At 40.0% G+C, this 24,136-nt stretch carries 21 protein-coding genes and 2 pseudogenes; 15 read left to right on the top strand and 8 right to left on the bottom strand.

The window, feature by feature from the left end:
- Window positions 1-11: 11 nt before the first annotated feature.
- Window positions 12-1,040 carry a spore photoproduct lyase gene (gene splB, locus MKY10_RS14125; protein WP_003245173.1) on the top strand — a complete coding sequence of 343 codons (1,029 nt, stop codon included), beginning with the start codon at window positions 12-14 and terminating at the stop codon, window positions 1,038-1,040.
- Here the strand turns inward: splB and MKY10_RS14120 are convergent.
- Window positions 1,033-1,736, bottom strand: a pseudogene (locus MKY10_RS14120) (GNAT family N-acetyltransferase). The gene splB and the pseudogene MKY10_RS14120 sit on opposite strands and share 8 nt — an antisense overlap.
- 134 nt (window positions 1,737-1,870) lie before the next feature.
- Here MKY10_RS14120 and mcpC point away from each other — a divergent pair.
- Window positions 1,871-3,838 (top strand): methyl-accepting chemotaxis protein McpC, encoded by a 1,968-nt coding sequence (gene mcpC, locus MKY10_RS14115; protein WP_236833348.1) that lies wholly within the window; start codon window positions 1,871-1,873, stop codon window positions 3,836-3,838.
- Between the two features lie 137 nt (window positions 3,839-3,975).
- Window positions 3,976-4,842, top strand: coding sequence for an NAD(P)-dependent oxidoreductase (locus MKY10_RS14110; RefSeq protein WP_003245029.1), 867 nt, complete (start codon window positions 3,976-3,978; stop codon window positions 4,840-4,842).
- A 39-nt stretch (window positions 4,843-4,881) separates the two neighbouring features.
- Here MKY10_RS14110 and MKY10_RS14105 read toward each other — a convergent pair whose 3' ends face one another.
- Complete coding sequence (locus MKY10_RS14105; protein ID WP_003244693.1) at window positions 4,882-5,655, bottom strand: CAP domain-containing protein; 774 nt, start codon at window positions 5,653-5,655, stop codon at window positions 4,882-4,884.
- A gap of 336 nt (window positions 5,656-5,991) precedes the next feature.
- Between MKY10_RS14105 and MKY10_RS14100 the strand changes: the two genes are divergently transcribed.
- Both MKY10_RS14100 and kinA read left to right on the top strand, forming a co-directional pair.
- Complete coding sequence (locus MKY10_RS14100; protein ID WP_048655220.1) at window positions 5,992-8,106, top strand: penicillin-binding protein 2; 2,115 nt, start codon at window positions 5,992-5,994, stop codon at window positions 8,104-8,106.
- 163 nt (window positions 8,107-8,269) lie between these two features.
- The gene (gene kinA, locus MKY10_RS14095; RefSeq protein ID WP_015252197.1) at window positions 8,270-10,090 is read left to right on the top strand and encodes a sporulation histidine kinase KinA; all 1,821 of its coding nucleotides are present in this window, start codon (window positions 8,270-8,272) and stop codon (window positions 10,088-10,090) included.
- A gap of 9 nt (window positions 10,091-10,099) precedes the next feature.
- On the opposite strand, the gene MKY10_RS14090 is transcribed toward kinA, so the two are convergent.
- Together MKY10_RS14090 and MKY10_RS14085 are read right to left on the bottom strand one after the other, a co-directional pair.
- Window positions 10,100-11,281 carry an aminotransferase A gene (locus MKY10_RS14090; RefSeq protein WP_015252196.1) on the bottom strand — a complete coding sequence of 394 codons (1,182 nt, stop codon included), beginning with the start codon at window positions 11,279-11,281 and terminating at the stop codon, window positions 10,100-10,102.
- Between the two features lie 201 nt (window positions 11,282-11,482).
- Complete coding sequence (locus tag MKY10_RS14085; RefSeq protein ID WP_003245246.1) at window positions 11,483-11,644, bottom strand: hypothetical protein; 162 nt, start codon at window positions 11,642-11,644, stop codon at window positions 11,483-11,485.
- 203 nt (window positions 11,645-11,847) lie between these two features.
- On the opposite strand from MKY10_RS14085, the gene cheV reads away from it, so the two are divergent.
- The gene (gene cheV, locus MKY10_RS14080; protein WP_014476655.1) at window positions 11,848-12,759 is read left to right on the top strand and encodes a chemotaxis protein CheV; all 912 of its coding nucleotides are present in this window, start codon (window positions 11,848-11,850) and stop codon (window positions 12,757-12,759) included.
- 43 nt (window positions 12,760-12,802) lie between these two features.
- On the opposite strand, the gene MKY10_RS14075 is transcribed toward cheV, so the two are convergent.
- The 4 genes from MKY10_RS14075 to MKY10_RS14060 all read right to left on the bottom strand — a co-directional run bounded on the left by MKY10_RS14075 (window position 12,803) and on the right by MKY10_RS14060 (window position 16,172).
- Window positions 12,803-13,267: a YkyB family protein gene (locus MKY10_RS14075; protein WP_003232406.1), complete on the bottom strand. Its 465-nt coding sequence runs from the start codon at window positions 13,265-13,267 to the stop codon at window positions 12,803-12,805.
- A 125-nt stretch (window positions 13,268-13,392) separates the two neighbouring features.
- Window positions 13,393-14,685: an MFS transporter gene (locus MKY10_RS14070; protein ID WP_015252195.1), complete on the bottom strand. Its 1,293-nt coding sequence runs from the start codon at window positions 14,683-14,685 to the stop codon at window positions 13,393-13,395.
- A gap of 75 nt (window positions 14,686-14,760) precedes the next feature.
- Complete coding sequence (locus tag MKY10_RS14065; protein ID WP_072174092.1) at window positions 14,761-15,255, bottom strand: L,D-transpeptidase family protein; 495 nt, start codon at window positions 15,253-15,255, stop codon at window positions 14,761-14,763.
- Window positions 15,256-15,311: 56 nt separating this feature from the next.
- Window positions 15,312-16,172: a metallophosphoesterase gene (locus MKY10_RS14060; protein WP_003232400.1), complete on the bottom strand. Its 861-nt coding sequence runs from the start codon at window positions 16,170-16,172 to the stop codon at window positions 15,312-15,314.
- A 142-nt stretch (window positions 16,173-16,314) separates the two neighbouring features.
- On the opposite strand from MKY10_RS14060, the gene fadH reads away from it, so the two are divergent.
- The 9 genes and pseudogenes from fadH to cbpB all read left to right on the top strand — a co-directional run bounded on the left by fadH (window position 16,315) and on the right by cbpB (window position 24,114).
- Window positions 16,315-17,079 carry a 2,4-dienoyl-CoA reductase gene (gene fadH / locus MKY10_RS14055; protein WP_015383534.1) on the top strand — a complete coding sequence of 255 codons (765 nt, stop codon included), beginning with the start codon at window positions 16,315-16,317 and terminating at the stop codon, window positions 17,077-17,079.
- Window positions 17,080-17,379: 300 nt separating this feature from the next.
- Window positions 17,380-19,098, top strand: a pseudogene (locus MKY10_RS14050) (glycoside hydrolase domain-containing protein); the annotation flags it as partial.
- A gap of 78 nt (window positions 19,099-19,176) precedes the next feature.
- Complete coding sequence (locus tag MKY10_RS14045) at window positions 19,177-19,695, top strand: hypothetical protein (protein WP_236833395.1); 519 nt, start codon at window positions 19,177-19,179, stop codon at window positions 19,693-19,695.
- 95 nt (window positions 19,696-19,790) lie between these two features.
- Window positions 19,791-20,339, top strand: a complete 549-nt coding sequence (locus MKY10_RS14040) for a hypothetical protein (RefSeq protein WP_003244760.1) — start codon at window positions 19,791-19,793, stop codon at window positions 20,337-20,339.
- Between the two features lie 152 nt (window positions 20,340-20,491).
- Window positions 20,492-21,715, top strand: a complete 1,224-nt coding sequence (locus MKY10_RS14035; protein ID WP_003232391.1) for an EAL-associated domain-containing protein — start codon at window positions 20,492-20,494, stop codon at window positions 21,713-21,715.
- 618 nt (window positions 21,716-22,333) lie between these two features.
- Window positions 22,334-22,573, top strand: coding sequence for a DUF1797 family protein (locus MKY10_RS14030; RefSeq protein WP_003218671.1), 240 nt, complete (start codon window positions 22,334-22,336; stop codon window positions 22,571-22,573).
- Window positions 22,574-22,683: 110 nt separating this feature from the next.
- Window positions 22,684-23,202 (top strand): ribonuclease H-like YkuK family protein, encoded by a 519-nt coding sequence (locus MKY10_RS14025; protein WP_003232389.1) that lies wholly within the window; start codon window positions 22,684-22,686, stop codon window positions 23,200-23,202.
- A 133-nt stretch (window positions 23,203-23,335) separates the two neighbouring features.
- Complete coding sequence (gene abbA, locus MKY10_RS14020; RefSeq protein WP_010886502.1) at window positions 23,336-23,533, top strand: AbrB antirepressor AbbA; 198 nt, start codon at window positions 23,336-23,338, stop codon at window positions 23,531-23,533.
- 137 nt (window positions 23,534-23,670) lie between these two features.
- Window positions 23,671-24,114 carry a cyclic-di-AMP-binding protein CbpB gene (cbpB, locus tag MKY10_RS14015; RefSeq protein WP_003218674.1) on the top strand — a complete coding sequence of 148 codons (444 nt, stop codon included), beginning with the start codon at window positions 23,671-23,673 and terminating at the stop codon, window positions 24,112-24,114.
- The last annotated feature ends 22 nt before the right edge of the window (window positions 24,115-24,136 follow it).

The following is a 24,136-nucleotide window of genomic DNA, read 5'->3' as shown; positions in this document are numbered from 1 at the left end:
GATGTGGCATCATGCAGAACCCATTTGTTCCGCAGCTTGTATATATAGAACCGAGGGCGCTGGAATATCCGCTGGGCCAAGAATTACAAGATAAATTTGAGAATATGGGCATTGAAATCAGAGAAACAACATCCCACAATCAGGTGCGTAATATTCCTGGGAAAAATCATCTTCAGCAATATCGCAATGCGAAATCAACTTTAGTTATCGGTGTCCGGAAAACATTAAAGTTTGATTCATCCAAACCCTCGGCCGAATATGCCATTCCGTTTGCAACAGGCTGTATGGGGCATTGTCATTACTGCTACCTGCAAACAACCATGGGATCAAAGCCGTATATCAGAACTTATGTAAACGTCGAAGAGATTTTGGATCAGGCAGATAAGTATATGAAGGAGCGCGCACCAGAGTTCACAAGGTTCGAAGCATCATGTACGTCAGACATTGTAGGAATTGATCATCTGACACACACGCTGAAGCGCGCCATTGAACATTTTGGCCAAAGTGATCTCGGAAAGCTCCGATTTGTAACGAAATTTCATCATGTCGATCACCTATTAGACGCAAAGCATAACGGGAAAACGAGATTCAGATTCAGTATTAATGCCGACTATGTGATTAAAAACTTTGAGCCGGGAACTTCACCTCTTGATAAGCGGATAGAAGCAGCAGTAAAAGTTGCAAAAGCAGGCTACCCGCTAGGCTTTATTGTTGCTCCGATTTATATTCATGAAGGCTGGGAAGAAGGATACAGACATCTGTTTGAAAAGCTTGATGCTGCTTTGCCGCAGGACGTTAGACATGACATAACGTTTGAATTAATTCAACACCGTTTTACAAAACCGGCCAAACGAGTGATAGAGAAAAATTATCCGAAGACGAAGCTCGAATTAGATGAAGAAAAGCGCCGTTATAAATGGGGACGCTACGGGATCGGAAAATATATTTATCAGAAAGATGAAGAGCATGCACTTCGAGAAGCACTTGAATCCTATATTGATACCTTTTTCCCTAACGCGAAAATTGAATATTTCACTTAAACGGGCTGTTGTGATCAACAGCTCTCTTTTTATAAAAAGGATTTTTCCATTCCATCAAAACACACCGTAATTGAATGATTCTTTATCCTCTACATAATTGCTGACTACACGAATAGGTGAACGCCCGCAACGGAGGAGAAAGGACAGCACAGGGTCGTTTTTCCTGCCTTCCATCACATCTTCAACGTACTGAACAGCGCTGATCTCGTGTGCGTATTTATGATATAAAGGAATGCGGCCGCCGCCGAGAAGGCGCTCCAGTCTCTTATCAACAGTCAGCTCATACATCGTATTCATCAGCCATTTTCCGATTCCAAGCTTTCGATAATGAGGAGAAACAGAAATATCCACTACATATAAAGTATTTCCATGAGGTTCATGGTTTTTAATCGATCCGTTGTCTGTTGCTTGTGCCCATGTATGATCAGGAGATTCAGGCTCAAATTGTACAATAAGAGCAGTCATGGAACCGATAATTCTGCCATTGATGAGCGCGCATAAAGCCCCTTCTGGAAAGGTTTTGATATGGCTGGCAAGCTGGTCCTCTGACCACAGCAATTCCTGGGGAAACGGAGGAGGGAAACATTCTTTTTGAAGAGAAATCAGCCTCTCGATGTCAGTCTCAGTGTAGTTTCTGATGGTCAGAGCCTCAAATTTTCTGCCGTCATGCACATACATTTGTTTTAGTATGATCATCACTCTCCTTATGTTGTTTCATTATAACGAAGATTGAATTTTCAGTAAATATATTCCGATTTTCTTATAATTTATTTTTTGATTATTCATTTTTCAAACGAAAGGGCCGATATAGAAATTAGGAGGGGATTGGTTTGTTTAAAAAACTTCACATGAAGATTGCTGTTTTTGTTTCGATTATGTTAATCGTCACAGTTGTTCTTTTAATGCTGTCTTCTTATTTGACGCTAAAACCGATGATTACAGAGGATGGGAAAAATACAACTCAAAACGTGACGCAGTCACTTGAACAAAATATTGAATTGCAATTAAAGAGTTATGCCATTTCGTTATCAAGATTGGCTAATGGGGAATTAACGCATACATTTGTAACGAAACCAAGTAAAGAAGTTGCTCGGCTGTTTCACGATGACATTAAGCAAATCAAAGATAACGATGATTATGTTGCGATGGCTTACATAGGCACCGCAAAAAAAGAAATGTTTACATATCCAAAAGCGGATTTCGCTGAGGATTATGATCCAACATCAAGACCATGGTATAAGCTTGCAGCTGAAACCCCGGATCAAGTTGTTTGGACGGAACCTTATAAAGATGTCGTGACAGGAGACATGATTGTTACTGCATCGAAAGCGATCTTAGACGGGCAAAAAGTGATAGGGGTTGCCAGCTATGACTTGAAACTCTCTGCTATCCAGAGTATGGTCAATAAACAAAAGGTGCCTTACAATGGATTTGCCTTTTTAGCTGATACGAGCGGCAATCTTTTAGCCCATCCGTCAAATCAAGGAAAAAATATATCAAAGGATCAAACACTGCAAACCATCGCATCCGAGAAACAAGGGATACAAGATGTGAATGGAAAAATGGTTGTGTACCAAACGATTGGCGAAACGGGCTGGAAGGTCGGAACGCAATTTGATACCGATCAATTAATGTGGATTTCAGATAAAATGAATCGGGCAAATCTTTGGATATCATTGCTTGCGCTTATCATAACAATTATTCTCAGCTACTTCCTGGCCAAAACGATAACCGGTCCGATACAGCAGTTGATCGCAAAAACGAAAGCTGTTTCCGCAGGCGATTTAACAGTGCGCGCGGAATCAAAATCTAAGGATGAAGTCGGTATTTTAACAAGAGATTTCAATCTGATGGTTGAAAATATGAAGGAAATGGTTGAGCAAGTGAGACTCTCTTCAGGGAAAGTATCTGACACCTCTGAACAACTAACGGCTGTCGCTGCCGAAACTAATGAAACAAGCGGACAAATTGCAAAAGCGATTGAAGAAGTAGCCGCAGGGGCATCGGAACAGGCTTCTGAAGTTGAAACCATTAATGAAAAATCGGAAAGCCTGTCAACGAAAATCAGGCAAATCGCTGAGGAGGCAGGCGGAATTAAAGAACGCTCAAAATCGTCCGAGGATGCAAGCTATAAAGGACTTGATGCGCTCGGCCAGCTGCTGATGAAATCAAACGAAGCCAATATGGAAACGAAAAAGGTTGAAACGATGCTGCTGGATTTGGAAAATCAAACTAAGAATATTGAAGAAGTCGTTACAGCGATATCAAACATATCTGATCAAACCAACTTGCTTGCCTTAAATGCCAGTATTGAGGCAGCCAGAGCCGGAGAAAGCGGGCGCGGTTTTGCCGTCGTAGCCGATGAAGTGCGGAAGTTAGCTGAGCAATCAGCCCTTTCTACAAAGCATATCAGCGAGACTGTGAAGCTTATCCAGCTTGAGACAAAAGAGGCCTCTCACGCGATGGTTGAGGCAAGCAGAATGAATGATGAACAAAACAGTGCCATTCACGAAACTGGAGAGGTATTAAATACGATAACTGCAGAAATGCAGTCACTGGTACAAGGTATTGATCACATTTACGCGGAAATTCAAAGAATGAGTGAAGAACAGCTTGCGATATCTGAAGCTATTCAAAGCATTTCAGCCATATCACAGGAATCAGCTGCCGCAGCAGAGGAAGTGAACGCATCAACCGATGAACAGCTTGTCACCCTTGAGAAAGTCAAACACTCAACGGAAACACTAAAACATGCAAGCCAAGAGCTTATGAACACAATTGCAAAATTCACATTGTAATCCAATTACATCCCCAAACATCATTTGTTTTGGGGATTTTTTATTTTATAAGATGAATAGATATGGTAGTCTAGAAAATGAAGGAAAAATGATAAATTTTAACTAAAATCTAAACGAAACATCTGGGAGGAATGACCTTGAAAAAAACAATTGGTTTTATCGGTCTTGGAGTAATGGGAAAAAGCATGGCATCACATATTCTCAATGACGGCCATCCTGTATTGGTGTACACCCGGACAAAAGAAAAAGCAGAAAGCATACTTCAAAAAGGCGCGATCTGGAAAGATACGGTCAAAGATCTTTCGAAAGAAGCGGATGTTATCATCACAATGGTCGGCTATCCCAGTGATGTTGAAGAAGTGTATTTCGGAAGCAATGGAATTATTGAAAACGCAAAAGAAGGGGCATATCTTATTGATATGACGACATCTAAGCCTTCGCTTGCGAAGAAGATTGCTGAAGCGGCCAAAGAAAAAGCATTGTTCGCTTTAGACGCTCCTGTTTCCGGTGGAGACATCGGTGCACAAAACGGAACACTCGCGATTATGGTCGGTGGAGAAAAAGAAGCTTTTGAAGCCTGCATGCCGATTTTCTCTTTAATGGGAGAGAATATTCAGTATCAAGGACCGGCTGGAAGCGGACAGCATACCAAGATGTGCAATCAGATTGCAATTGCAGCCGGTATGATCGGTGTTGCTGAAGCGATGGCTTATGCCCAAAAATCAGGCCTAGAGCCGGAAAATGTTCTGAAAAGCATCACAACGGGCGCAGCCGGAAGCTGGTCACTGTCAAATCTTGCTCCCCGTATGCTGCAAGGCAACTTTGAACCGGGATTTTATGTGAAGCATTTTATTAAGGATATGGGAATCGCACTAGAGGAAGCAGAATTAATGGGGGAAGAAATGCCAGGCTTGTCGCTCGCAAAATCCTTATATGACAAGCTAGCTGCTCAAGGTGAAGAAAACAGCGGAACACAGAGTATCTATAAGCTTTGGGTGAAATAAAAAAAGATTGCCTGTACGAAACAGGCAATCTTTTTTTTATTATTTTCCGATGAATTGTTGTGTCCAGATGCTTCCAGACTCAACGTAACCAACACCGATGTGAGTAAAGTTAGGGTTTAGAATGTTTTTTCTGTGTCCTTCACTGTTCATCCAAGCTTTTACTACTTCTTCTGGTGTCTTTTGGCCCTTCGCAATGTTTTCACCTGCTGTTTTGTAGCTGATTCCGAAAGATTTCATCATATCAAACGGTGAGCCGTATGTTGGGCTTTGGTGATCAAAGTAGTTTTTGTCTTTCATATCCTGAGATTTTGCGCGTGCAGATTTGCTTAACGTTTCATCAATTTGAAGCGGTTTTAAGCCTTGTTTTTGTCTTTCTGCATTTGTAAGTTCAACAACTTTTTTCTCATATGCACTTACAGATGAAGGTGCAGACGTTGTTGTATTTGTTTTTTCAGCAGTTGCGGGTGCTTTAGAAGCAGTGTTTTGATCAGCAGCTGCTTTTTCAGTAGTCTTTTGTGCAGGTTTTGCCGTTTCTGTCTTTTGAACATCCTGAACTTTCACGTTAGATTGCTTCGCATGTTTTTGAAGAAGCTGCTTCATCTCTTTTTCGTTTGCAGCGTTTAACGTTTTGATATTTGTGTTAATATGCAGTTTTTTCACTGCATCGTTAAGTGACATGTTTTGTACTGTGTTCCCTGTTTTTACTGTAACCACAGGCTGGCAGGAGAGTTCTTTCGCTGATGCTTGCTGTACGCCCCCGAATGTGAATAATCCAACCGCAGCGGCAGCAGATAAAATAAATGCTTTCTTCATTAGTTCGTAACCTCCTAGAGTTGTTTGTTTCTACAGAAAAATCATAACATAGCTTTTTTGTCATAAAGATTCCAGCACTTTCCTTTGACAAATAGAGATTGTCATTTTCGTAAAGTAAATCCGTTGAATTACTAAGAATAAGGGAATCAGCGGTATATATGATTTTATCGTACCGTTACATAGCTTCCTTTTTTTTGAACCGTTAGTTATATTTTAATGTGTTTTTATATTGACAGCTTTTTTTACTCCTTTTCGCTGTAACAACTATTACAAAGGTGTTACAATTAATCTCAGTATATGTAAATATATTGAACGATTTGAGAGGGGTAACCAGAAGTGACTGAAATAGGACGTGAACCAAAGAAAAAGAGCAAAGGAAACAGAGCAATCAGAATGAACCTTTTTTTCCTAGCTGTCTTTGTTCTATTCACTGCATTAATTTTTAAGCTCGGGGTTGTTCAAATTGTTGAAGGCGAACAGCATGAAGAAGACGCTGAGAAATCAAATGCAAAAACAGCTTACTATCCTGCGCCTCGCGGGAAGATGTACGACAGAAACCAGAAAGTTGCTGTCGACAACCAGAGCGTTCCAGAAATTGTGTATGTATCAACATCTAGCACAAAAACAGAAGATAAAATCAAAACAGCGAAGCGGCTTGCTTCTTTCATTCATATTGATACCGAATTTTTGAAGGAAAGGGATCTTCGTGATTACTGGATCGCAGCTCATCCGAAAAAAGCCGCCGCTCTGCTTAAGGAATCAGAAAGCAATCTGAAAGGAGACCAAGCTTACAAGCTTCAAATAGAGCGTGTTCCGGATCAAGAATTAAAGGCTATTCAGCAAGATGACGAAGAAATGGAAACTGCTGCGATATATACAAGGTTTTCAAGCGGAAATGCTTACGAACCTCAAATCGTAAAGGCAATGAATCCAAATAAGAGCAATAGCAATGGAAAAAACGGAGCGCTGCTTGATGAGAAGAAAAACTCCTCGCAAAGACCAAAAAATGACTTAACATATGATGAAATTTCCATTGTTTCTGAGCATTTAGAAGAACTTCCGGGAATCGATATCGTAAACGATTGGACACGAAAATATCCTTATGACAAAACCCTTTATTCTGTTTTCGGGGGCGTCACGACACCTGATCAGGGCCTGCTGAGCGACCGGAAAGATTTCTACTTAACAAGAGGCTATGCGAATAATGACAGGGTGGGAAAAAGTTATTTAGAGTATCAATATGAAGAATATTTAAATTCGCAGAAAGAAAAAGTGGAATACGTAGAAGATAATAAAGGAAATGTCGTCAGCCAAAAAACCATTGATAAAGGCAGCAGGGGATACGATCTTCAGCTTGCTTTTGACATGGAGCTTCAGGCAAAGGTAGAAAAGATCATTAAAGAAGAAGTAAGAAACAGCCGTGCACGCGGAAATTACATGCTTGACAGAGCCTTTGCCGTGATGATGGACCCGAATAACGGCGATATTTTATCGATGGCAGGGAAAAAGATAGATTTAAAAACCAACAAAATTGAAGATTATGCGATAGGGGCATTTACCACCCAATATGAAATGGGATCAGCAGTAAAGGGGGCCACCGTGCTAGCCGGCTATCAGGACGGAATTCCGCATTATAAATATTATGTCGATGCTCCAATGCTTTTAGGAACGAATCTTATAAAAAAATCTTATACTAATATGGGAACCATCAATGAATTAACCGCATTGCAAAAAAGTTCAAACGTATATATGTTCAATGTTGCCATGCATATTGCAGGCGTAACATACAAGCCGCATGGATCTCTCCCGGCTGATCAGAACGATCTACTGAAAATGAGAAACTATTACAGCCAGTTTGGTCTGGGAGTAAAGACAGGTATTGATCTCCCGCAGGAATCAGCCGGAATGCAAACCACACCTAAAACTGTAGGAGGATTAATTTTAGACTTAGCAATTGGCCAATACGATACATACACACCGCTTCAAATGGCTCAATACATCTCAGTAATCGCCAATGGTGGCTATCGTGTTCAGCCTAGAATCGTCACAAGTATTCATAAGCCAGGAAAAAAAGACCAGCTGGGTAAGGCGATTGAACATAGGAAACCTAAAGTACTCAATAAGATTAATAATTCAGAGAGCGATTTGAAACAAGTACAAACAGGCATGAAATTAGTCACTTCTTCAGGGACAGCAAAAAATACGTTTACAGAAGATGTATCAGGGAAAACGGGAACAGCGGAAACATTTTACTACGGCACGAATCGCAACTGGTGGGGGAAAAAAACATACAATCTGACTTTTGTCGGCTATTACCCGTCGAAAAAACCAAAAGTGGCCTTTAGTGTTGTTGTTCCATCAGTAGATGATGATGATAAGATCAATAAAATTATTGCCAAAAGAGCTATCCACGCCTACGCAGAGCTCGAAAAAAAACACAGTAAAAAATAAAAAACAGGGTGCACAACGAAAAGATTGTGTGCCCTTTCTTTTATTCAAAAATTGACGTTCACCATAAGAATAGAAGGAGAATACTCATTTTCTAGCGAATCATACTAGGTAAAAGTCAATCTGTATATGTCGAAACACGATGATCATGCAAAGGAGGGATTCTGTGGAACAGGATACGCAGCATGTTAAACCACTTCAAACAAAAACCGATATTCATGCAGTCTTGGCCTCTAATGGACGCATCATTTATATATCTGCCAACTCCAAACTGCATTTGGGCTATCTCCAAGGAGAGATGATCGGATCATTCCTCAAAACGTTTCTGCATGAGGAAGACCAATTTTTGGTTGAAAGCTATTTTTATAATGAACATCATCTGATGCCGTGCACCTTTCGTTTTATTAAAAAAGATCATACGATTGTGTGGGTGGAGGCTGCGGTAGAAATTGTTACGACAAGAGCTGAGCGGACAGAACGGGAAATCATTTTGAAAATGAAGGTTCTTGAAGAAGAAACAGGCCATCAATCCCTAAACTGCGAAAAACATGAAATCGAACCTGCAAGCCCGGAATCGACTACATATATAACGGATGATTATGAACGGTTGGTTGAAAATCTCCCGAGTCCGCTATGCATCAGTGTCAAAGGCAAGATCGTCTATGTAAACAGCGCGATGCTCTCAATGCTGGGAGCAAAAAGCAAGGATGCTATTATTGGTAAATGGTCCTATGAATTTATTGAAGAAGAATATCATGATATCGTGAAAAACAGGATTATACGAATGCAAAAAGGAATGGAAGTCGGAATGATTGAACAGACGTGGAAAAGGCTTGATGGCACACCTGTTCATTTAGAAGTGAAAGCATCCCCGACCGTCTACAAAAACCAGCAGGCTGAGCTGCTGCTGCTGATCGATATCTCTTCAAGGAAGAAATTCCAAACCATCCTGCAAAAAAGCCGTGAACGATATCAGCTGCTGATTCAAAATTCCATTGATACCATTGCGGTGATTCACAATGGAAAATGGGTATTTATGAATGAGTCTGGAATTTCCCTGTTTGAAGCGGCTACATATGAGGATTTAATTGGCAAAAACATATACGATCAGCTGCATCCTTGCGATCACGAGGATGTAAAAGAGAGAATCCAAAACATTGCCGAGCAAAAAACAGAATCTGAAATTGTCAAGCAATCCTGGTTCACCTTTCAGAACAGGGTCATCTATACGGAGATGGTCTGCATTCCGACAACCTTTTTTGGTGAAGCGGCCGTCCAGGTCATTCTTCGGGACATCTCAGAGAGAAAACAAACAGAAGAATTGATGTTGAAATCGGAAAAATTATCAATCGCAGGGCAGCTCGCGGCGGGAATCGCCCATGAGATCCGCAACCCTCTTACAGCGATCAAAGGATTTTTACAGCTGATGAAACCGACAATGGAAGGCAACGAACATTACTTTGATATTGTGTTTTCTGAACTCAGTCGTATCGAATTAATACTCAGTGAACTGCTCATGCTGGCGAAACCTCAGCAAAATGCTGTCAAAGAATATTTGAACTTGAAAAAATTAATTGGTGAGGTTTCAGCCCTGTTAGAAACGCAGGCGAATTTAAATGGCATTTTTATCAGAACAAGTTATGAAAAAGACAGCATTTATATAAACGGGGATCAAAACCAATTAAAGCAGGTATTCATTAATTTAATCAAAAATGCAGTTGAATCAATGCCTGATGGGGGAACAGTAGACATTATCATAACCGAAGATGAGCATTCTGTTCATGTTACTGTCAAAGACGAAGGGGAAGGTATACCTGAAAAGGTACTAAACCGGATTGGAGAGCCATTTTTAACAACAAAAGAAAAAGGTACGGGTCTTGGATTAATGGTGACATTTAATATCATTGAAAACCATCAGGGAGTTATACATGTGGACAGCCATCCTGAAAAAGGCACAGCGTTTAAAATTTCATTTCCAAAAAAATAAAACAACGGCTTAAACGCCGTTGTTTATCGTCTGCATTGCTTCACGTTTTTTTAATACAAATAATTCTAAACGGTCCAAGCCTTCTCTCAGTGTGTCCAGCGAGTACGCAAAAGACAATCTTACATATCCTTCACCATATGATGAGAACGAGCTACCCGGCACGAGTGCCACGCCAGCGTCTTCCAAAAGAGCCATACTAAAATCAAATGAAGTCATTCCAAATGATTTAATAGAAGGGAAGATATAAAACGCACCGGACGGTTTAACTACGTCAAGTCCCATGGAAACAAGACGGTCATAAACATAGTCGAGACGTTTTTTGTATTGTTCTCTCATAATCAATGCGTCGTCAAAGCCGTTTGTGACAGCTTCAAGCGCGGCTTTTTGAGAAATGGATGAGGCACATGACACATTGTATTGATGAACCTTTAAAATGTGCTTTGCAATGTCTTTCGGTGCAAATAAAAATCCAATTCTCCAACCAGTCATGCTGTGGGATTTTGACAAGCCGTTAATGACAATTGTTTGATCCCGCAAATGGTTTGCGATGGAGTAATGCGGTCTGTCATATGTTAATTCACTGTATATTTCATCGGACAATACGAAGACATTTCTGCCTTTTAAAAGGGCTGCGATGCTTTTCAGTTCTTCTTCAGATAAAGTCACGCCGGTAGGGTTTGACGGATAAGGAAGCACGACACACTTGGTGTTGGGTGTCAGAGCATCTTCAATCAGCCGGGCGGTAAGCTTAAAGCCGTGTGACGTAGTATCAACAATGACAGGCTTGGCCCCGCACAAATTGATAATAGGTTCATAGCCCGGATAAATAGGCCCTGGCATAATGACTTCATCACCGGGAGATAAAATCGTCCGGAATGCAGCATCAATGGCTTGGCTTGCGCCTGTTGTGATGATAATTTCAGATTCAGCATCATAGTTGAAATCCGCTTTTTTCTTCATATAAAGCTGCACAGCTTGTCTCAGCTCCAGGTAGCCGGCATTCGGAGTATATGACGTCACGTTTTCATCAATGGCTTTTTTTGCGGCAGCTTTCACATGATGCGGTGTGAAAAAATCAGGCTGGCCGATTGTAAGTGAAATGACGTCTTCGTGTTGGGCTACAAGATTCGAGAATTTGCGTATTCCTGAAATTTCGATCTCTCTTGCTTTCGGATTCAGCAAATGTTCCATAATTCATCACCTTAACAAATATAATGAGTTTATCCTATTTTACCACTAGCTGATCATTTGTCACCTTTTTAACTGATATATTTCGATTGTATGCGCCTTTTTTCTAAACATACCTTTCTTTTCAGAAAAAAAGAAGACAACCAGCGATTTGATTGTCTTTATTGTATCATGTTCTATTATTGTTTATATGTGCCAATTTCATTAATAGCCATAATCAAAATGAAGGTCTTCGTGCCAAATCAGATACGGAGGATGCTCTTCTTGAAGGTCAGCTGATTCTTTCTTCATATTCAGGTAAGTTTCTTCACTGATATCCTCTAAAACAGTCATTTCGTTTTCTTTAAATATTACTAAGGTACCCATTATTTACACCCTTCTTTGGAAAAATCCTTGACTATTTTATCACTGTTAGTTGGAAAGTCAATGGTTATTAGGAAAAAAGTTTCTTTTTTGAGGAACGCGGCTTGTTGCCTTCGGAATTTGATTTTGAAGAGCTGCCATTCACTTTTTACAAATTACGCCGATATATACAGTACAATACTGAATGCGAATAGCGAGGGATTGAATTGTCGTTACAACAATACGAAATTTTATTGGATTCTGGTACAAATGAATTAGAAATTGTGAAGTTTGGCGTGGGTGAAAATGCTTTCGGAATTAACGTCATGAAGGTAAGAGAAATTATTCAGCCTGTCGAGGTGACATCAGTGCCTCACTCCCATCAGCATGTAGAAGGAATGATTAAACTCAGAGGAGAAATCCTCCCTGTGATCAGTCTCTTCTCATTTTTTGGAGTAGAGCCTGAAGGATCAAAAGATGAGAAATATATCGTGACTGAATTTAATAAACGGAAAATTGTTTTTCATGTCGGCTCTGTTTCTCAAATTCACAGAGTATCCTGGGAAGCGATTGAAAAGCCGACATCGTTAAATCAAGGAATGGAGCGGCACCTTACCGGGATTATTAAGCTCGAAGACCTGATGATCTTTTTGCCTGACTATGAAAAAATTATTTATGACATTGAATCAGATTCAGGTGTTGACACGTATAATATGCATACCGAGGGCTTCGATGAAAGAAGAACTGATAAAAAGCTTATCATTGTAGAGGACTCACCGCTTTTGATGCGCCTCTTGCAGGATGAATTAAAAGAAGCAGGGTACAACAACATCGCTTCGTTTGAAAATGGAAAAGAGGCATATGAATACATTATGAACCTTGCTGAAAACGAAACTGATTTATCAGAACAGATTGATATGATCATCACTGATATTGAAATGCCAAAAATGGACGGACACAGGCTCACAAAGCTGCTGAAGGAAAATCCGAAAAGCTCAGATGTGCCGGTTATGATTTTCTCATCGTTAATTACGGATGATCTGCGTCACCGCGGCGAAGTTGTAGGCGCAGATGAGCAAATCAGCAAGCCTGAGATCAGTGATTTGATTAAAAAAGTGGATACGTATGTTATTGAATAAATAAAAACAGCCGTTGCCAGAAAGAGGCACGGCTGTTTTTATTTTAAAAGTAACTCTCGCCAAGTTTTTTAAAGACCGGTTTATGGTAAGCTGGCTGCTGGCGATTTGGCACTAGCGGCTTTTCTTTCATGCCGACATATTCTTGCAATAGGTGTTTCGCTTTTGTTAAAGACATTTGAGCTTTAGGATTTCGGTACGATTGATTAAGTGTACCTAAATGCGGAAGATGTTCGAAGTCTTCTTTAGTTGGAGGCATGTGAAAATAGTAGTCTCCGATTGAGATAAGCACGTCCGATTGCTGTTGGCTGAACCTTGGATTTTTTGAAAAATGAAGCCCTATTTTCTTTCCTTTACCTTCTTTGACAAGCTTTTGCAAAGCCCGTTTTTTCAGCAGATATAGGTATTTAGGGTTGGGGGCGGTTTTTGCATGGCGGTTCACAGTGTAAACTGCTTTTGAAAGATTTTCTACGGTTGGCTGCAGATCTTTCGTATATGCATGGTCGTCCATTATTTCTCTCCTTTGCTCTTATCAATTTCTATATGTTTAGATTATACTTTTTTAAAGTTGAAATGCAAATATTGAATGTAAAAATGCGCTTTTTTCTAAGAAAAAAAGCGCATTTTTAACCTGCATTATACAGATCTTGCCTTCTTTTTCGGCTGTTCTTGAAATGCTTCCTGAACATTCACTTCCACAGCCTGGGCACTGTATTTTGGCAGTGCAATAAAATAAAAAATAAAAACGATCAGGATGATAACACCCATGCCGTAATAAAGATAATCAATGTTTGAAACGAACTTAGGGAATAACAGCGCAACTAAGCCGAGTGTCAAAGACTGTGCAAACATCATAAAAGGGTCCTGCATGCCGCTTACACGTCCCATCAGTTTTGGATGAACAATTTTGGGCATCCAGCCTCCGATTGCAATGTTGATCGGTCCGATGCACATTCCCAGTGCAAAAGCTGCCGCGTAATACACCCATAAAATATTGGTGTAGCCGAGGACGAAGATCAGCAAACCTGCAATGAAAATCGGTATCGACATTAAAAAGTGCGGCTTCACTTTTTTAGAGATGATCGTGCCGATTACGCTGCCTGCTAGCAGCCCAAACCCGAGTGCGATCGTAAATACAGACGTATGCCACTCATAACGGTCAGGCGCCAATCCATATTTCATTGTAAACATCGGCAATACGGCGAATCCTCCATTGACAAATCCAAAAATAAAGAAGCCAAAAATAAGAGATGCCAGCAATTTGTTTTTTAAAATATAGAGGATGCCTTCTCTAAAGTCATTTATTGAATCCTTAACAGAAGTCTTTCTCCAGCTGAATGCACCGTTTGGCTGTCGGGCTTCTTTTGGAATCCGGCAGCTGCGGATGAGCAGCCCGGAAATGATAAAGCTGACAAAATCAAGAATAATGGCGCCTTCAATACCGATGGTGTTGTACATAAATGCGCCTATACCGACTCCAAACACCATAAAAATGCTAAAAAGCATCTGATTAAGCCCTGCCGCTTTCGCATAATGCTCCTTCGGCAGAATGGCTTGTACCAAACTGTTTTCTGCCGGAAAGAAAAACTTTGTTACAGCGCTTCTGATAAATAAGATACAAAAAACAAGAGGAATATTGCCGGTAAATAAAGTGAAAAAAAGCACGACAGTCAGGCCTGCTCTGATCCAATCACAATTTTCTGCCACCTTTTTTCTGTCAAACCGGTCCGCGACGACTCCCACGATCAGAAATACAAATATGGTCGGAAGAGAATACATCAGCTCCGCCAAGGTCGTATATGAAGGCTGGCTACTGAATCGGTCCAGCAAAAAAAAAGCAAAGGCCATGTTGCCTACTGTCGTGCCCATTTGAGAAGCGAGTGCTGCGAAAAATAGACGAACAAAATTACGATTTTTAAATATATCCATAAAAACGCTCCTTACCCTAAAGGTCCCACTTTATCATATTATAAACCGCCTGTTTTTGAAACAAATAAGAAAACATTACCGGTTAATCGTGACTCTCGTTCCGTTTGGCACAATTGAAGCAAGTTCGATCACGTCTTTGTTATGCATGCGAATGCAGCCTTTAGAAACAGCCTTACCAATCGAAGCGGGATTATTCGTCCCATGTATTCCGTAGTGCTGCTTTGAAAGGCTCAGCCAATAAGCGCCAAATGGGCCGCCGGGATTGCGCTGGCGGTTAATAATGTAAAACTCGCCAGTAGGCGTTTGCGTTAGTATTTTACCAACGGCGATGGGATAGGTTTTCATTACCCGATTATTTAGGAACAGCGTAAGGGTCTTCGCTCCGATTGAGACTGCGATATGATACGGAATTGTATAAGGGTCCGGCAGTCCGGGGATGACTATGGACTGTCCTGCGGTGAGCCCTGCCTGCAGTGACGGATTAGCCTGGAGTAATGCAGCCGTGCTGATTCTGAAATCAGCCGCGATGCTGTTCAGTGTATCACCTTGCTTTACCTGGTACGTAAGCAGTTTCCTCATCCTCCTTTTTTACTTATAAGTATTGATGAGGAGCCCATCCTGCTACATTAATTTGTGCTTTTTAAGGTGAAGACAGTGATTTCAGGCTTGGCCAGAAACCGCAAAGGCAGCCTGGTCATCCCGAGGCCTCGGTTTACGTAAATATGAGTGCTGCCCGTTTGATACATTCCCTCTGTGTAGACTTTTCCATATGGAGGCGTAATAATCGGTCCGTAAAAAGGCAGCTGAATCTGGCCGCCGTGTGTATGGCCGGAAAGCTGAAGGTTCACGGGATAATCTGTTGTTTTCAAGGCTGCATCAGGTTCATGGACGAGAAGAATGGAAAAAAGTCTGTCGCTCAGCCTTGAAAGGGTGCCTTCATAATCTGGGTTTCCCAGCATTAAGTCATCAAGCGAAGCAATCTCGATTTTGCTGCCATCTGCGAGTGACAATGTTTGATAGCCATTGCGATATACCGTGAAACCTCCGGCCGTCATCAGGCTTTTGTAAACGGCAGTTCCATAGCCTCCGTGATCATGATTGCCGTAAATACAAAGCTTGCCGAAGGGAGCATTAAGCTTTCTCAATAATGGAATGACTGCCTGGTGGTGCTGGTACGTATCAGGATTATCAATAATATCACCTGTAAAAACAATGAGATCAGGTTTAGATTCATTAATTGTAAGAATGACAGTTTTTAAATCTTCGAGAGTAAAGTAATCACTCAAGTGTGCATCGCTGAACTGCACGATTTTAAAACCGTCAAATCCGTGCGGGATGAGAGAGCTTTTTATTGTGTGTTCGGTTGTCTCGATCATATGCGGCTCGAGATACCTGGCATAGCCATATCCCCCGCCGGCCGTTAAAGCCCCGGCAGCAAGAGCGCCGAACATTCCTTTTAGAAATTGTCTTCTGGACATCTTTTTCATTTCAAACCAACCTTTAATAGAGTTTTTCTATTATATCATCTGTATCTGATAAAAATCTCATATGAGCATGTGCTGACAGAGGCAGGGATATAATGATAGAATATTATTGAATGAATACTCATTCACAATTGGAGGGATAAACATGGAAAAAAAGGCGGTAATTATTACCGGCGGGTCAAGCGGCATGGGAAAAGCGATGGCAAAAAAACAGGCTGAATTAGGGTGGCACGTTATGGTGACAGGGAGGAACCATGAGGCACTTGAGGAAACAAAAAAAGAAATTCAGACCTTTGAGGGACAGGTCGCTTGTTTTCAAATGGATGTCCGTTCCGATTCCGCCGCTTCAGACATGATTAAAGAAGCGATAAAAGCCTTTGGCCGGCTTGACGCGCTGATTAACAACGCAGCCGGAAACTTTATTTGTCCGGCAGAAAAGCTGACGCCCAATGGATGGAAAGCCGTTATTGAGATTGTTTTAAACGGCACATTTTTTTGCAGCCAGGCAGCGGCAAGGCATTGGATTGACCAGAAGCAGCAGGGTGTCATTTTAAATATGGCAGCCACGTACGCTTGGGGAGCGGGAGCGGGGGTCGTTCATTCCGCTGCAGCCAAAGCGGGGGTATTGTCATTGACAAGAACGCTGGCCGTTGAATGGGGGAGCAAATACGGCATTCGCACAAACGCGATAGCCCCCGGACCGATTGAACGAACAGGTGGTGCGGAGAAGCTATTTGAATCGGAAAAAGCGATGGCCCGCACGATGAACAGTGTGCCGCTCGGCCGATTGGGCACACCGGAGGAAATCGCCGCTTTGGCAGCGTTTTTGCTTTCTGATGAAGCATCCTATATAAACGGGGATTGTATCACAATGGACGGAGGGCAATGGCTGAATCCTTATCCGTTTTAATCTGAATATTTATAAGTGAATATTTAAGTTATTAAGAACTTTTATGTTCGAATGTAATACCTCCACAATTAACCTTCTTCCTATCCAATTTGATAACACATAGAGCTTTATTTGTTTATGAGGTGTTGTGTCATACGTAAGCCACCTAATATATGAAAGGTATATTTTAAAAGGGGAGACGAAATATGAAGAACTTAGATTTCAAATAAAACATTCATATAATTACTTCGTTAACTAAAAAGAGAAATTATAAGAATGAAAGGTTTCAAGGTTACATCAGATTGGGAGGAAGGTAATATAATGGACGAGATGGTATTATTAACTCAGGAATGGCTCAATGAAACGTACAAAGGAAAAAGTGGCTACAATTCCATTGAGGAAAATGGGAAAACTGGCTGGAAAACAATGTATGCATTAACTAGAGCATTACAACTAGAATTGGGAATTACACAGACTTCCGACAGTTTTGGTCCTACAACTTTAAGAAAGCTTAAAGAATTAGGCCCGATTTCTACGTCAACTAATTCAAAAAAAAATATTGTGAAAATTATTCAAGGTGCTCTTTATTGTAAAGGTTATGGTCCAGGTGGATTAACGGGTACATTTGGTCAGGGAACGAAAGAGGCGATAGCAGAAATGCAATTGCATATGGGGCTTTCTAAAACAGACGGTGTAGTAACGCCTAAGGTGTTTAAAGCTTTATTAAACATGGACTCTTATATCCTTTTAAATGGGGCGTCAGAGAAAGTTCGTTCAATACAGCAATGGCTAAATAATAAATATTACAATAGAGAGAATTTCTACTTTATGCCCTGTGATGGCCTGTATTCAAGGGATACTCAAAAGTCTCTTGTTTATGCAATACAGTACGAGGAAGGGTTAAGTGATAGTATAGCTAATGGGAATTTTGGACCAACTACTCAAAGATTGATTCCTGTATTAAGAATTGGAGAAACAGATGAAAAAAACAGTTTTATTCATTTATTTCAAGCTGCTCTAATCTTTAATGGCTACAATGTTCCTTTTGATGGAGTATACTCTGAATCTGTAAGATCAAAAGTAAAGGCTTTTCAGTCTTTTGCAAAATTACAACAGAGTGGTACTGCCGACTTTCAAACATGGGCTTCACTTCTAGTAAGTACTGGAGACCCCAATCGAAAAGGAGTTGCTTGTGACTCAATTACTCAAATTACATCGGACAGGGCGGAGTCCCTTAAGAGGGCAGGTTATAAGATTGTAGGGCGGTATCTAACAAATGCGCCGGGGAGTACACTAAATAAAAAAATACAACCAGGTGAATTAGAAACAATCTTAAAATCAGGTTTAAATGTTTTTCCGATTTATCAAACCTATGGGGGAGCAACAAATTATTTTAATAAAGAACAAGGAAAGAAAGATGCGTTTGCTGCTTATAAAGCAGCAAAAGAATACGGGTTTAAAAATAACACTGTAATATACTTTGCAGTAGATTATGATGCATATGGTAACGATTTAAACAACAATATTATTCCACACTTCGAAGGTATAAATGAAATAATGAACGGTTTTTTAGGTTCAACTTACAAAATTGGTATTTATGCCCCTAGGAATGTATGTACTATAGTTTCTAAAAAAGGTTTAGCATTTGCAAGTTTTGTAAGTGGTATGTCTACTGGCTTTAGCGGAAACTTAGGATATCCTTTGCCTTACAATTGGGCGTTTGACCAAATTTCAACAATTACTGTTGGAAATGGTTCTGGAATGATTGAAATTGATAATGATATTTGTTCAGGTTTGGATAATGGAGTTAATACCATAAATATAGTGTCTTCAGAGAATAAGAAGTTTTTTGATCAAATTGATGTTTTATATGAAACTGCTGAAAAATATGCTCAAATGCAAAGCGACTTAAATAATGGGGTAGAAAAAACACAATTAGCTAATGAGTTGGTTGCCCAGTATTTAAGAAAGGATGACTACAAAGGGTGGAAGTGGGTCCCTACCGCAGGCCAGATTGATCCTATTTATCGTGAATGGGCAGATAAAGCGCTAGGGGAAGACCTAGTAAATGGAATTGTTGATCCTATATCAAAAACTGTCATAGGAACGCAGCATCTTATGGCAACTTATAATGCCATTATTTATAGTGGTGGTTACTCTCAAACACTACGAGATTTTGCTGGTTGGACTGGAGATCTATTAACAACAATACAGGACATGAAATTACACGCTCAAGAATTTAATTCGCCTTATGATGCGGCTATGAAAATAATAGGTAATATGTATCAATTTAGCCTAGATGATTTATTTAGTGATGTAGATGCAATTAATCTAGCGAATAAAACATCAGTTGGTGCTAATGCACAACCTCTAAATATCGCAATTAGAGATTATTATAGTAATAATGACTGTATGAATAGGTTCACTCAATTTGTAAATAATAGATTTGATGGTTCGTTAGACACAATTTTCTCTGAAGCAGAGTATTATTTAAATACAAACCTTGACCCAGTTGTTGTTCCAATTAGGTTAGCCTTTAAACGTGCTTTTGATGTTGAGGATTATAGTGAAGAGATTGGAAAAATAACAGCACAAGCATTTAGAGATGTTATTGAGAAAAAAATGATATCTGAATAAACTGCAAAACAAGCGAACGTTAAAACTGGTCGTTCGCTTGTTTTATTTTCTATTTAAATTTATGATATAATTTTTAAAGATTAAGGAGTGATTCATTGAAGAAATTGTTAAAAAAGTTAGTTGTATTATTTTTAAGCAGTTTAGTTATCATCTTTAATGTTTGGTACTTTATTATTTGTGCTTTTTCCCCAGAGTATTATCAAAATACAAATCTTACTTCTAATGAAATAATAAGATTTGAAAAACTATACCACATAGATTTTCCTGATGAAACAAAATTTATTAAAGCTAGAGAGTATTTGGCTGGGCCCGGAGGAGATACGTCAGCTGTATTATATGTGTCTCTGCCAACCAAGCGGGTAGAAAAAGTTTTATCTGATTACACGTATATGAAAATAAACTATACTGACAATGTCGGTTCAATGTATGGAGTTGACGTTTCAAAGAGTGTCGCCGGTTTAACAACTCTTACATTTGGCACTTACGATAAAAAAGGAACTTTCTATAATATGAAACATGATGATGATTGGATGTATAAAGGCACTGACTGGAATCTTTACTTTTGGACAGCTGCTAGTTATAATGCTGTTATTTTTGTATTTGTTTTGGTTATTGTGAAACAAATGAATAAAATTCTTAATTAACCAGTATGTAGATTGATAATCTCAAAAAAATTTTCCTCTTCTTTTAACATACTCCATACGACCTACTTTTCCATACTATGATTTTTTTGAAATTTGTGGTGTAGTTATAATTGTGCGTATAATCAGACAAAGATAGAGAAGCAGGTGATAACATGTTGGATCCACTTGATATTTTAACGAACATTGATGATGTCCTTCCATATTACCAGGCGATTTTTAGTGCCGAGGAGCAGAAGGTTGTCGGATATGAGGTGCTTGGACGAATTTTGGCAGATTCAGAAATCCAAAGTCTCGGGCCCTTCTTTTTAGATGCGGGGATACCCGAAGAATATAAACTAGAGGTTGATAACAGAATTATCCGCCAGGCTCTTGACCGCTTTTTAGAGGCGGATTCTGATCTGCTGATTTTTATGAATCAGGATGCCAATCTGCTGATGCTGGATCATGGTGAAAGCTTTCTGGAGCTTCTGAAAGAATATGAAGCGAAGGGAATCGAACTCCACCGTTTTGTTCTTGAAATTACAGAGCACAATTTTGAAGGGGATATTGAGCAGCTCTACCATATGCTTGCATACTATCGTACATACGGAATTAAAATCGCAGTTGACAACATCGGAAAAGAAAGCAGCAACTTGGACAGAATCGCGCTGCTCTCACCAGATCTGTTAAAAATCGATTTGCAGGCGCTGAAAGTGTCACAGCCGTCACCGTCATATGAGCATGTGCTGTACAGCATATCTTTATTAGCAAGAAAAATCGGTGCGGCGCTATTGTATGAAGACATTGAGGCGAACTTCCAGCTACAGTACGCCTGGAGAAACGGAGGCCGTTATTTTCAGGGCTATTACTTGGTGTCTCCATCTGAAACGTTTCTAGAGAGAGATGTATTGAAACAAAGACTTAAAACTGAATTTCACCAATTTATCACACATGAGAAAAAGAAACTGGAGACCGTCTATGAGCACTCTGAACAGTTTTACAAACGAGTGCATCAGGCTGTGACCTCTTTGAGAAAAAACAATCTGTCTTCTGATGATGACTTTATTAAAAAGCTGGCGGAAGAGCTGACAGATTGCAGCTTCAGGATTTACATGTGTGATGAAGAAGGCGATCAGCTGACGGGAAATGTGTTTAAGCAAGATGGAGAATGGATTTATCAGCCGGAATATGCGGAAAAGAACTGGAGCTGGCGCCCTTATTTTCTGGAGAACATTATGAGAATGAGAAATCTCAGAAAAGGTTTTTTCAGTGATCTGTACAGTGATTTGGAAACAGGTGAAATGATCAGAACGTTTTCATATCCGATGGATGATCAGATGTATTTATTTATAGACTTGCCTTATTCTTATTTATATGAGCAGGACGGACTGATTTAACGGCTGAAAGGCCGTTTTTTTTTTATGAATTGAAAAAAATATCAAAAAACGATTGACATTGATACTGAGAATCATTATCATTTAATTATAGAGAGAAGCTACTCTCTGTTCCCCAACCCCTCTATCAGATCAAGATCCGAAAAAACTTGGCGCTACCCCCGCCAAGTTTTTTATTTGTCAAAGCATAGGACAATCCAATGAAACAATAAACCTAACTAGTGGTAAACGTTTAACACGGGGAGAAACATTGAGTGCCGAACACCCCTGACACTGCTGCACGGGTGTTCAGTTCCGTTGTTTACCTCTATCCAGCATGACTCCCATTGATTATGGCCACGCGGGACTTCACCATAAAATTCAAAAGAAGGTTTTGACAAAGTTGCAAAAAGGCATTCTTAATGCTGCCAAAGATTCGAAAAAAATTATAATTGTGTGCATGACATTCAAAAAAAGCCTCAAACTAAAGAAAAATCGTTTTTTTCACTTTTTTTCTTTGCTTAAATTCAGCAGTGAAAATGCCATCCTGTCCGACTTTATGGTATGATGCTCAATAGAACTTGTATTATAATAAATACTTGTTGATTTGAAGTTGCTTTTTGAAAGGAGTCTTTTTTTAGAATGTCACAATTAATGGGTATCATCACACGGCTGCAAAGTCTGCAAGAAACAGCGGAAGCGGCTAACGAGCCAATGCAGCGCTATTTCGAAGTGAATGGTGAGAAAATATGCAGTGTTAAATATTTCGAAAAAAATCAAACGTTTGAACTGACGGTTTTCCAAAAAGGTGAAAAACCTAACACATATCCGTTTGATAATATCGACATGGTTTCCATCGAAATCTTTGAACTTCTTCAGTAAGATTCCTGAAATAGGGGGGAACAAGCTTCCGCCTTTGCAAAAGTAATCGAAATAAACGGTAAGGAACATACTTGTTTCATGGTTGTAAATCCTTGAAAAGGAGTGTCGTGATGGCTGATTCTTTTCTGTTTTATAATCTTTCAGAAGCACAGATGACCTTTCAAGATGTGATGGAACGGCTTAAAGCCTTTGTTCAAAAGGACCCCCGTTCTTCTTATGTGTTATCGATCGGAACCGATTCACAGGTTTACCGCGATTACACAAAGTTTATTACCGCATTGCATTTGCATCGTACAGGCAAGGGAGCTTGGGGCTGCTTGAAAAATCATACAGTCGACAGACCCATACATAGCCTTCGGGAGAAGATTTCGTTAGAAACGGCGTACAGCCAAGAAACGGCCGCTCATATTCTTGATGGACACTTAATGGATATTACCGATCTGCTCCTGCCCTTTACCGGTGAGGGGGCGGATCTTACCTTTGAAGTTCACTTGGATATTGGGAAAAAAGGGCTTACAAAAGATCTGATCCAAGAAATGACTGGACGTATTACCTCCATGGGGATTGAGGCCAAAATAAAGCCGGATTCATACACTGCCTTCAGCTATGCAAATCGTTTCACAAAATAATTTGGCTGAAAAAGCCAAGGTAAATGTCGAATTATGCGGTTGACGTTTGTTATCTGATTACTTATTCTAGCGGTAGAGCTGAAAGTAAGTTGTCTTGCTTTCAGAGGTATTCAGTATAAAACAGGGGGCCTGATTGCGAATGAGTCTTATCGGTGAACGATTTACAGAAGAAGAACAAAAACTTCTGCTGAATATCCTGATCAACCATGAGTATGCCATCGAGCTATTAAGCAGTGAGATCAACGATATAGAGACAGGGACCAAAAACGTTGACGGAACCACCTACAAAAAACTTGTAACGCTATACGACCGATTTCGATTTGAAAATTAATGGGACACCCTATAATTGATACTCCACAAAGAGTATCTTTTTTATTGAAAGGAAACTTTTCGACAAATACTGATAAAGTTTATATTATTGCAATATAGGGAATGTATTGATGATGAAAATGAAAAGGGGTCGAAAACATGATAAGCTTACAATCAGATCAACTTCTTGAGGCAACAGTCGGACAATTTATGATTGAGGCGGACAAAGTAGCGCACGTGCAAGTCGGAAATAACCTTGAGCACGCATTATTAGTATTGACAAAAACCGGATACACTGCCATCCCGGTTCTGGATCCTTCCTACCGTTTACATGGCTTAATCGGGACAAATATGATCATGAACAGTATTTTTGGACTTGAGCGAATTGAGTTTGAAAAGCTTGACCAAATCACTGTTGAGGAAGTCATGCTGACCGACATTCCGCGCCTTCATATCAATGATCCGATTATGAAGGGATTCGGCATGGTCATTAATAACGGATTTGTCTGTGTTGAAAATGACGAGCAGGTATTTGAAGGGATTTTTACGAGAAGAGTCGTTTTAAAGGAATTGAATAAGCATATACGCTCGTTGAATAAGTAGGCTGTACGGCCTATTTTTATTA

It is taken from the genome of Bacillus sp. FSL P4-0290 (genome assembly GCF_037975435.1).
GTDB lineage: Bacteria > Bacillota > Bacilli > Bacillales > Bacillaceae > Bacillus > Bacillus subtilis.
Note: the sequence above shows the minus strand (reverse complement) of the source record. Positions and strands in the feature narration are given on the sequence as shown.

Excerpts from the sequence above, each read along its gene's own strand:
- MKY10_RS14030 (WP_003218671.1), top strand. The coding sequence starts at position 22,334 with ATGTCACAATTAATGGGTATCATCACACGGCTGCAAAGTCTGCAAGAA.
- MKY10_RS14105 (WP_003244693.1), bottom strand. The coding sequence starts at position 5,655 with ATGAAGAAAGCATTTATTTTATCTGCTGCCGCTGCGGTTGGATTATTC.
- fadH (WP_015383534.1), top strand. The coding sequence starts at position 16,315 with ATGGAAAAAAAGGCGGTAATTATTACCGGCGGGTCAAGCGGCATGGGA.
- MKY10_RS14075 (WP_003232406.1), bottom strand. The coding sequence starts at position 13,267 with ATGGACGACCATGCATATACGAAAGATCTGCAGCCAACCGTAGAAAAT.
- MKY10_RS14090 (WP_015252196.1), bottom strand. The coding sequence starts at position 11,281 with ATGGAACATTTGCTGAATCCGAAAGCAAGAGAGATCGAAATTTCAGGA.
- MKY10_RS14035 (WP_003232391.1), top strand. The coding sequence starts at position 20,492 with ATGTTGGATCCACTTGATATTTTAACGAACATTGATGATGTCCTTCCA.
- cbpB (WP_003218674.1), top strand. The coding sequence starts at position 23,671 with ATGATAAGCTTACAATCAGATCAACTTCTTGAGGCAACAGTCGGACAA.
- MKY10_RS14025 (WP_003232389.1), top strand. The coding sequence starts at position 22,684 with ATGGCTGATTCTTTTCTGTTTTATAATCTTTCAGAAGCACAGATGACC.
- splB (WP_003245173.1), top strand. The coding sequence starts at position 12 with ATGCAGAACCCATTTGTTCCGCAGCTTGTATATATAGAACCGAGGGCG.
- MKY10_RS14060 (WP_003232400.1), bottom strand. The coding sequence starts at position 16,172 with ATGAAAAAGATGTCCAGAAGACAATTTCTAAAAGGAATGTTCGGCGCT.
- MKY10_RS14045 (WP_236833395.1), top strand. The coding sequence starts at position 19,177 with ATGGCAACTTATAATGCCATTATTTATAGTGGTGGTTACTCTCAAACA.
- MKY10_RS14085 (WP_003245246.1), bottom strand. The coding sequence starts at position 11,644 with ATGGGTACCTTAGTAATATTTAAAGAAAACGAAATGACTGTTTTAGAG.
- MKY10_RS14070 (WP_015252195.1), bottom strand. The coding sequence starts at position 14,685 with ATGGATATATTTAAAAATCGTAATTTTGTTCGTCTATTTTTCGCAGCA.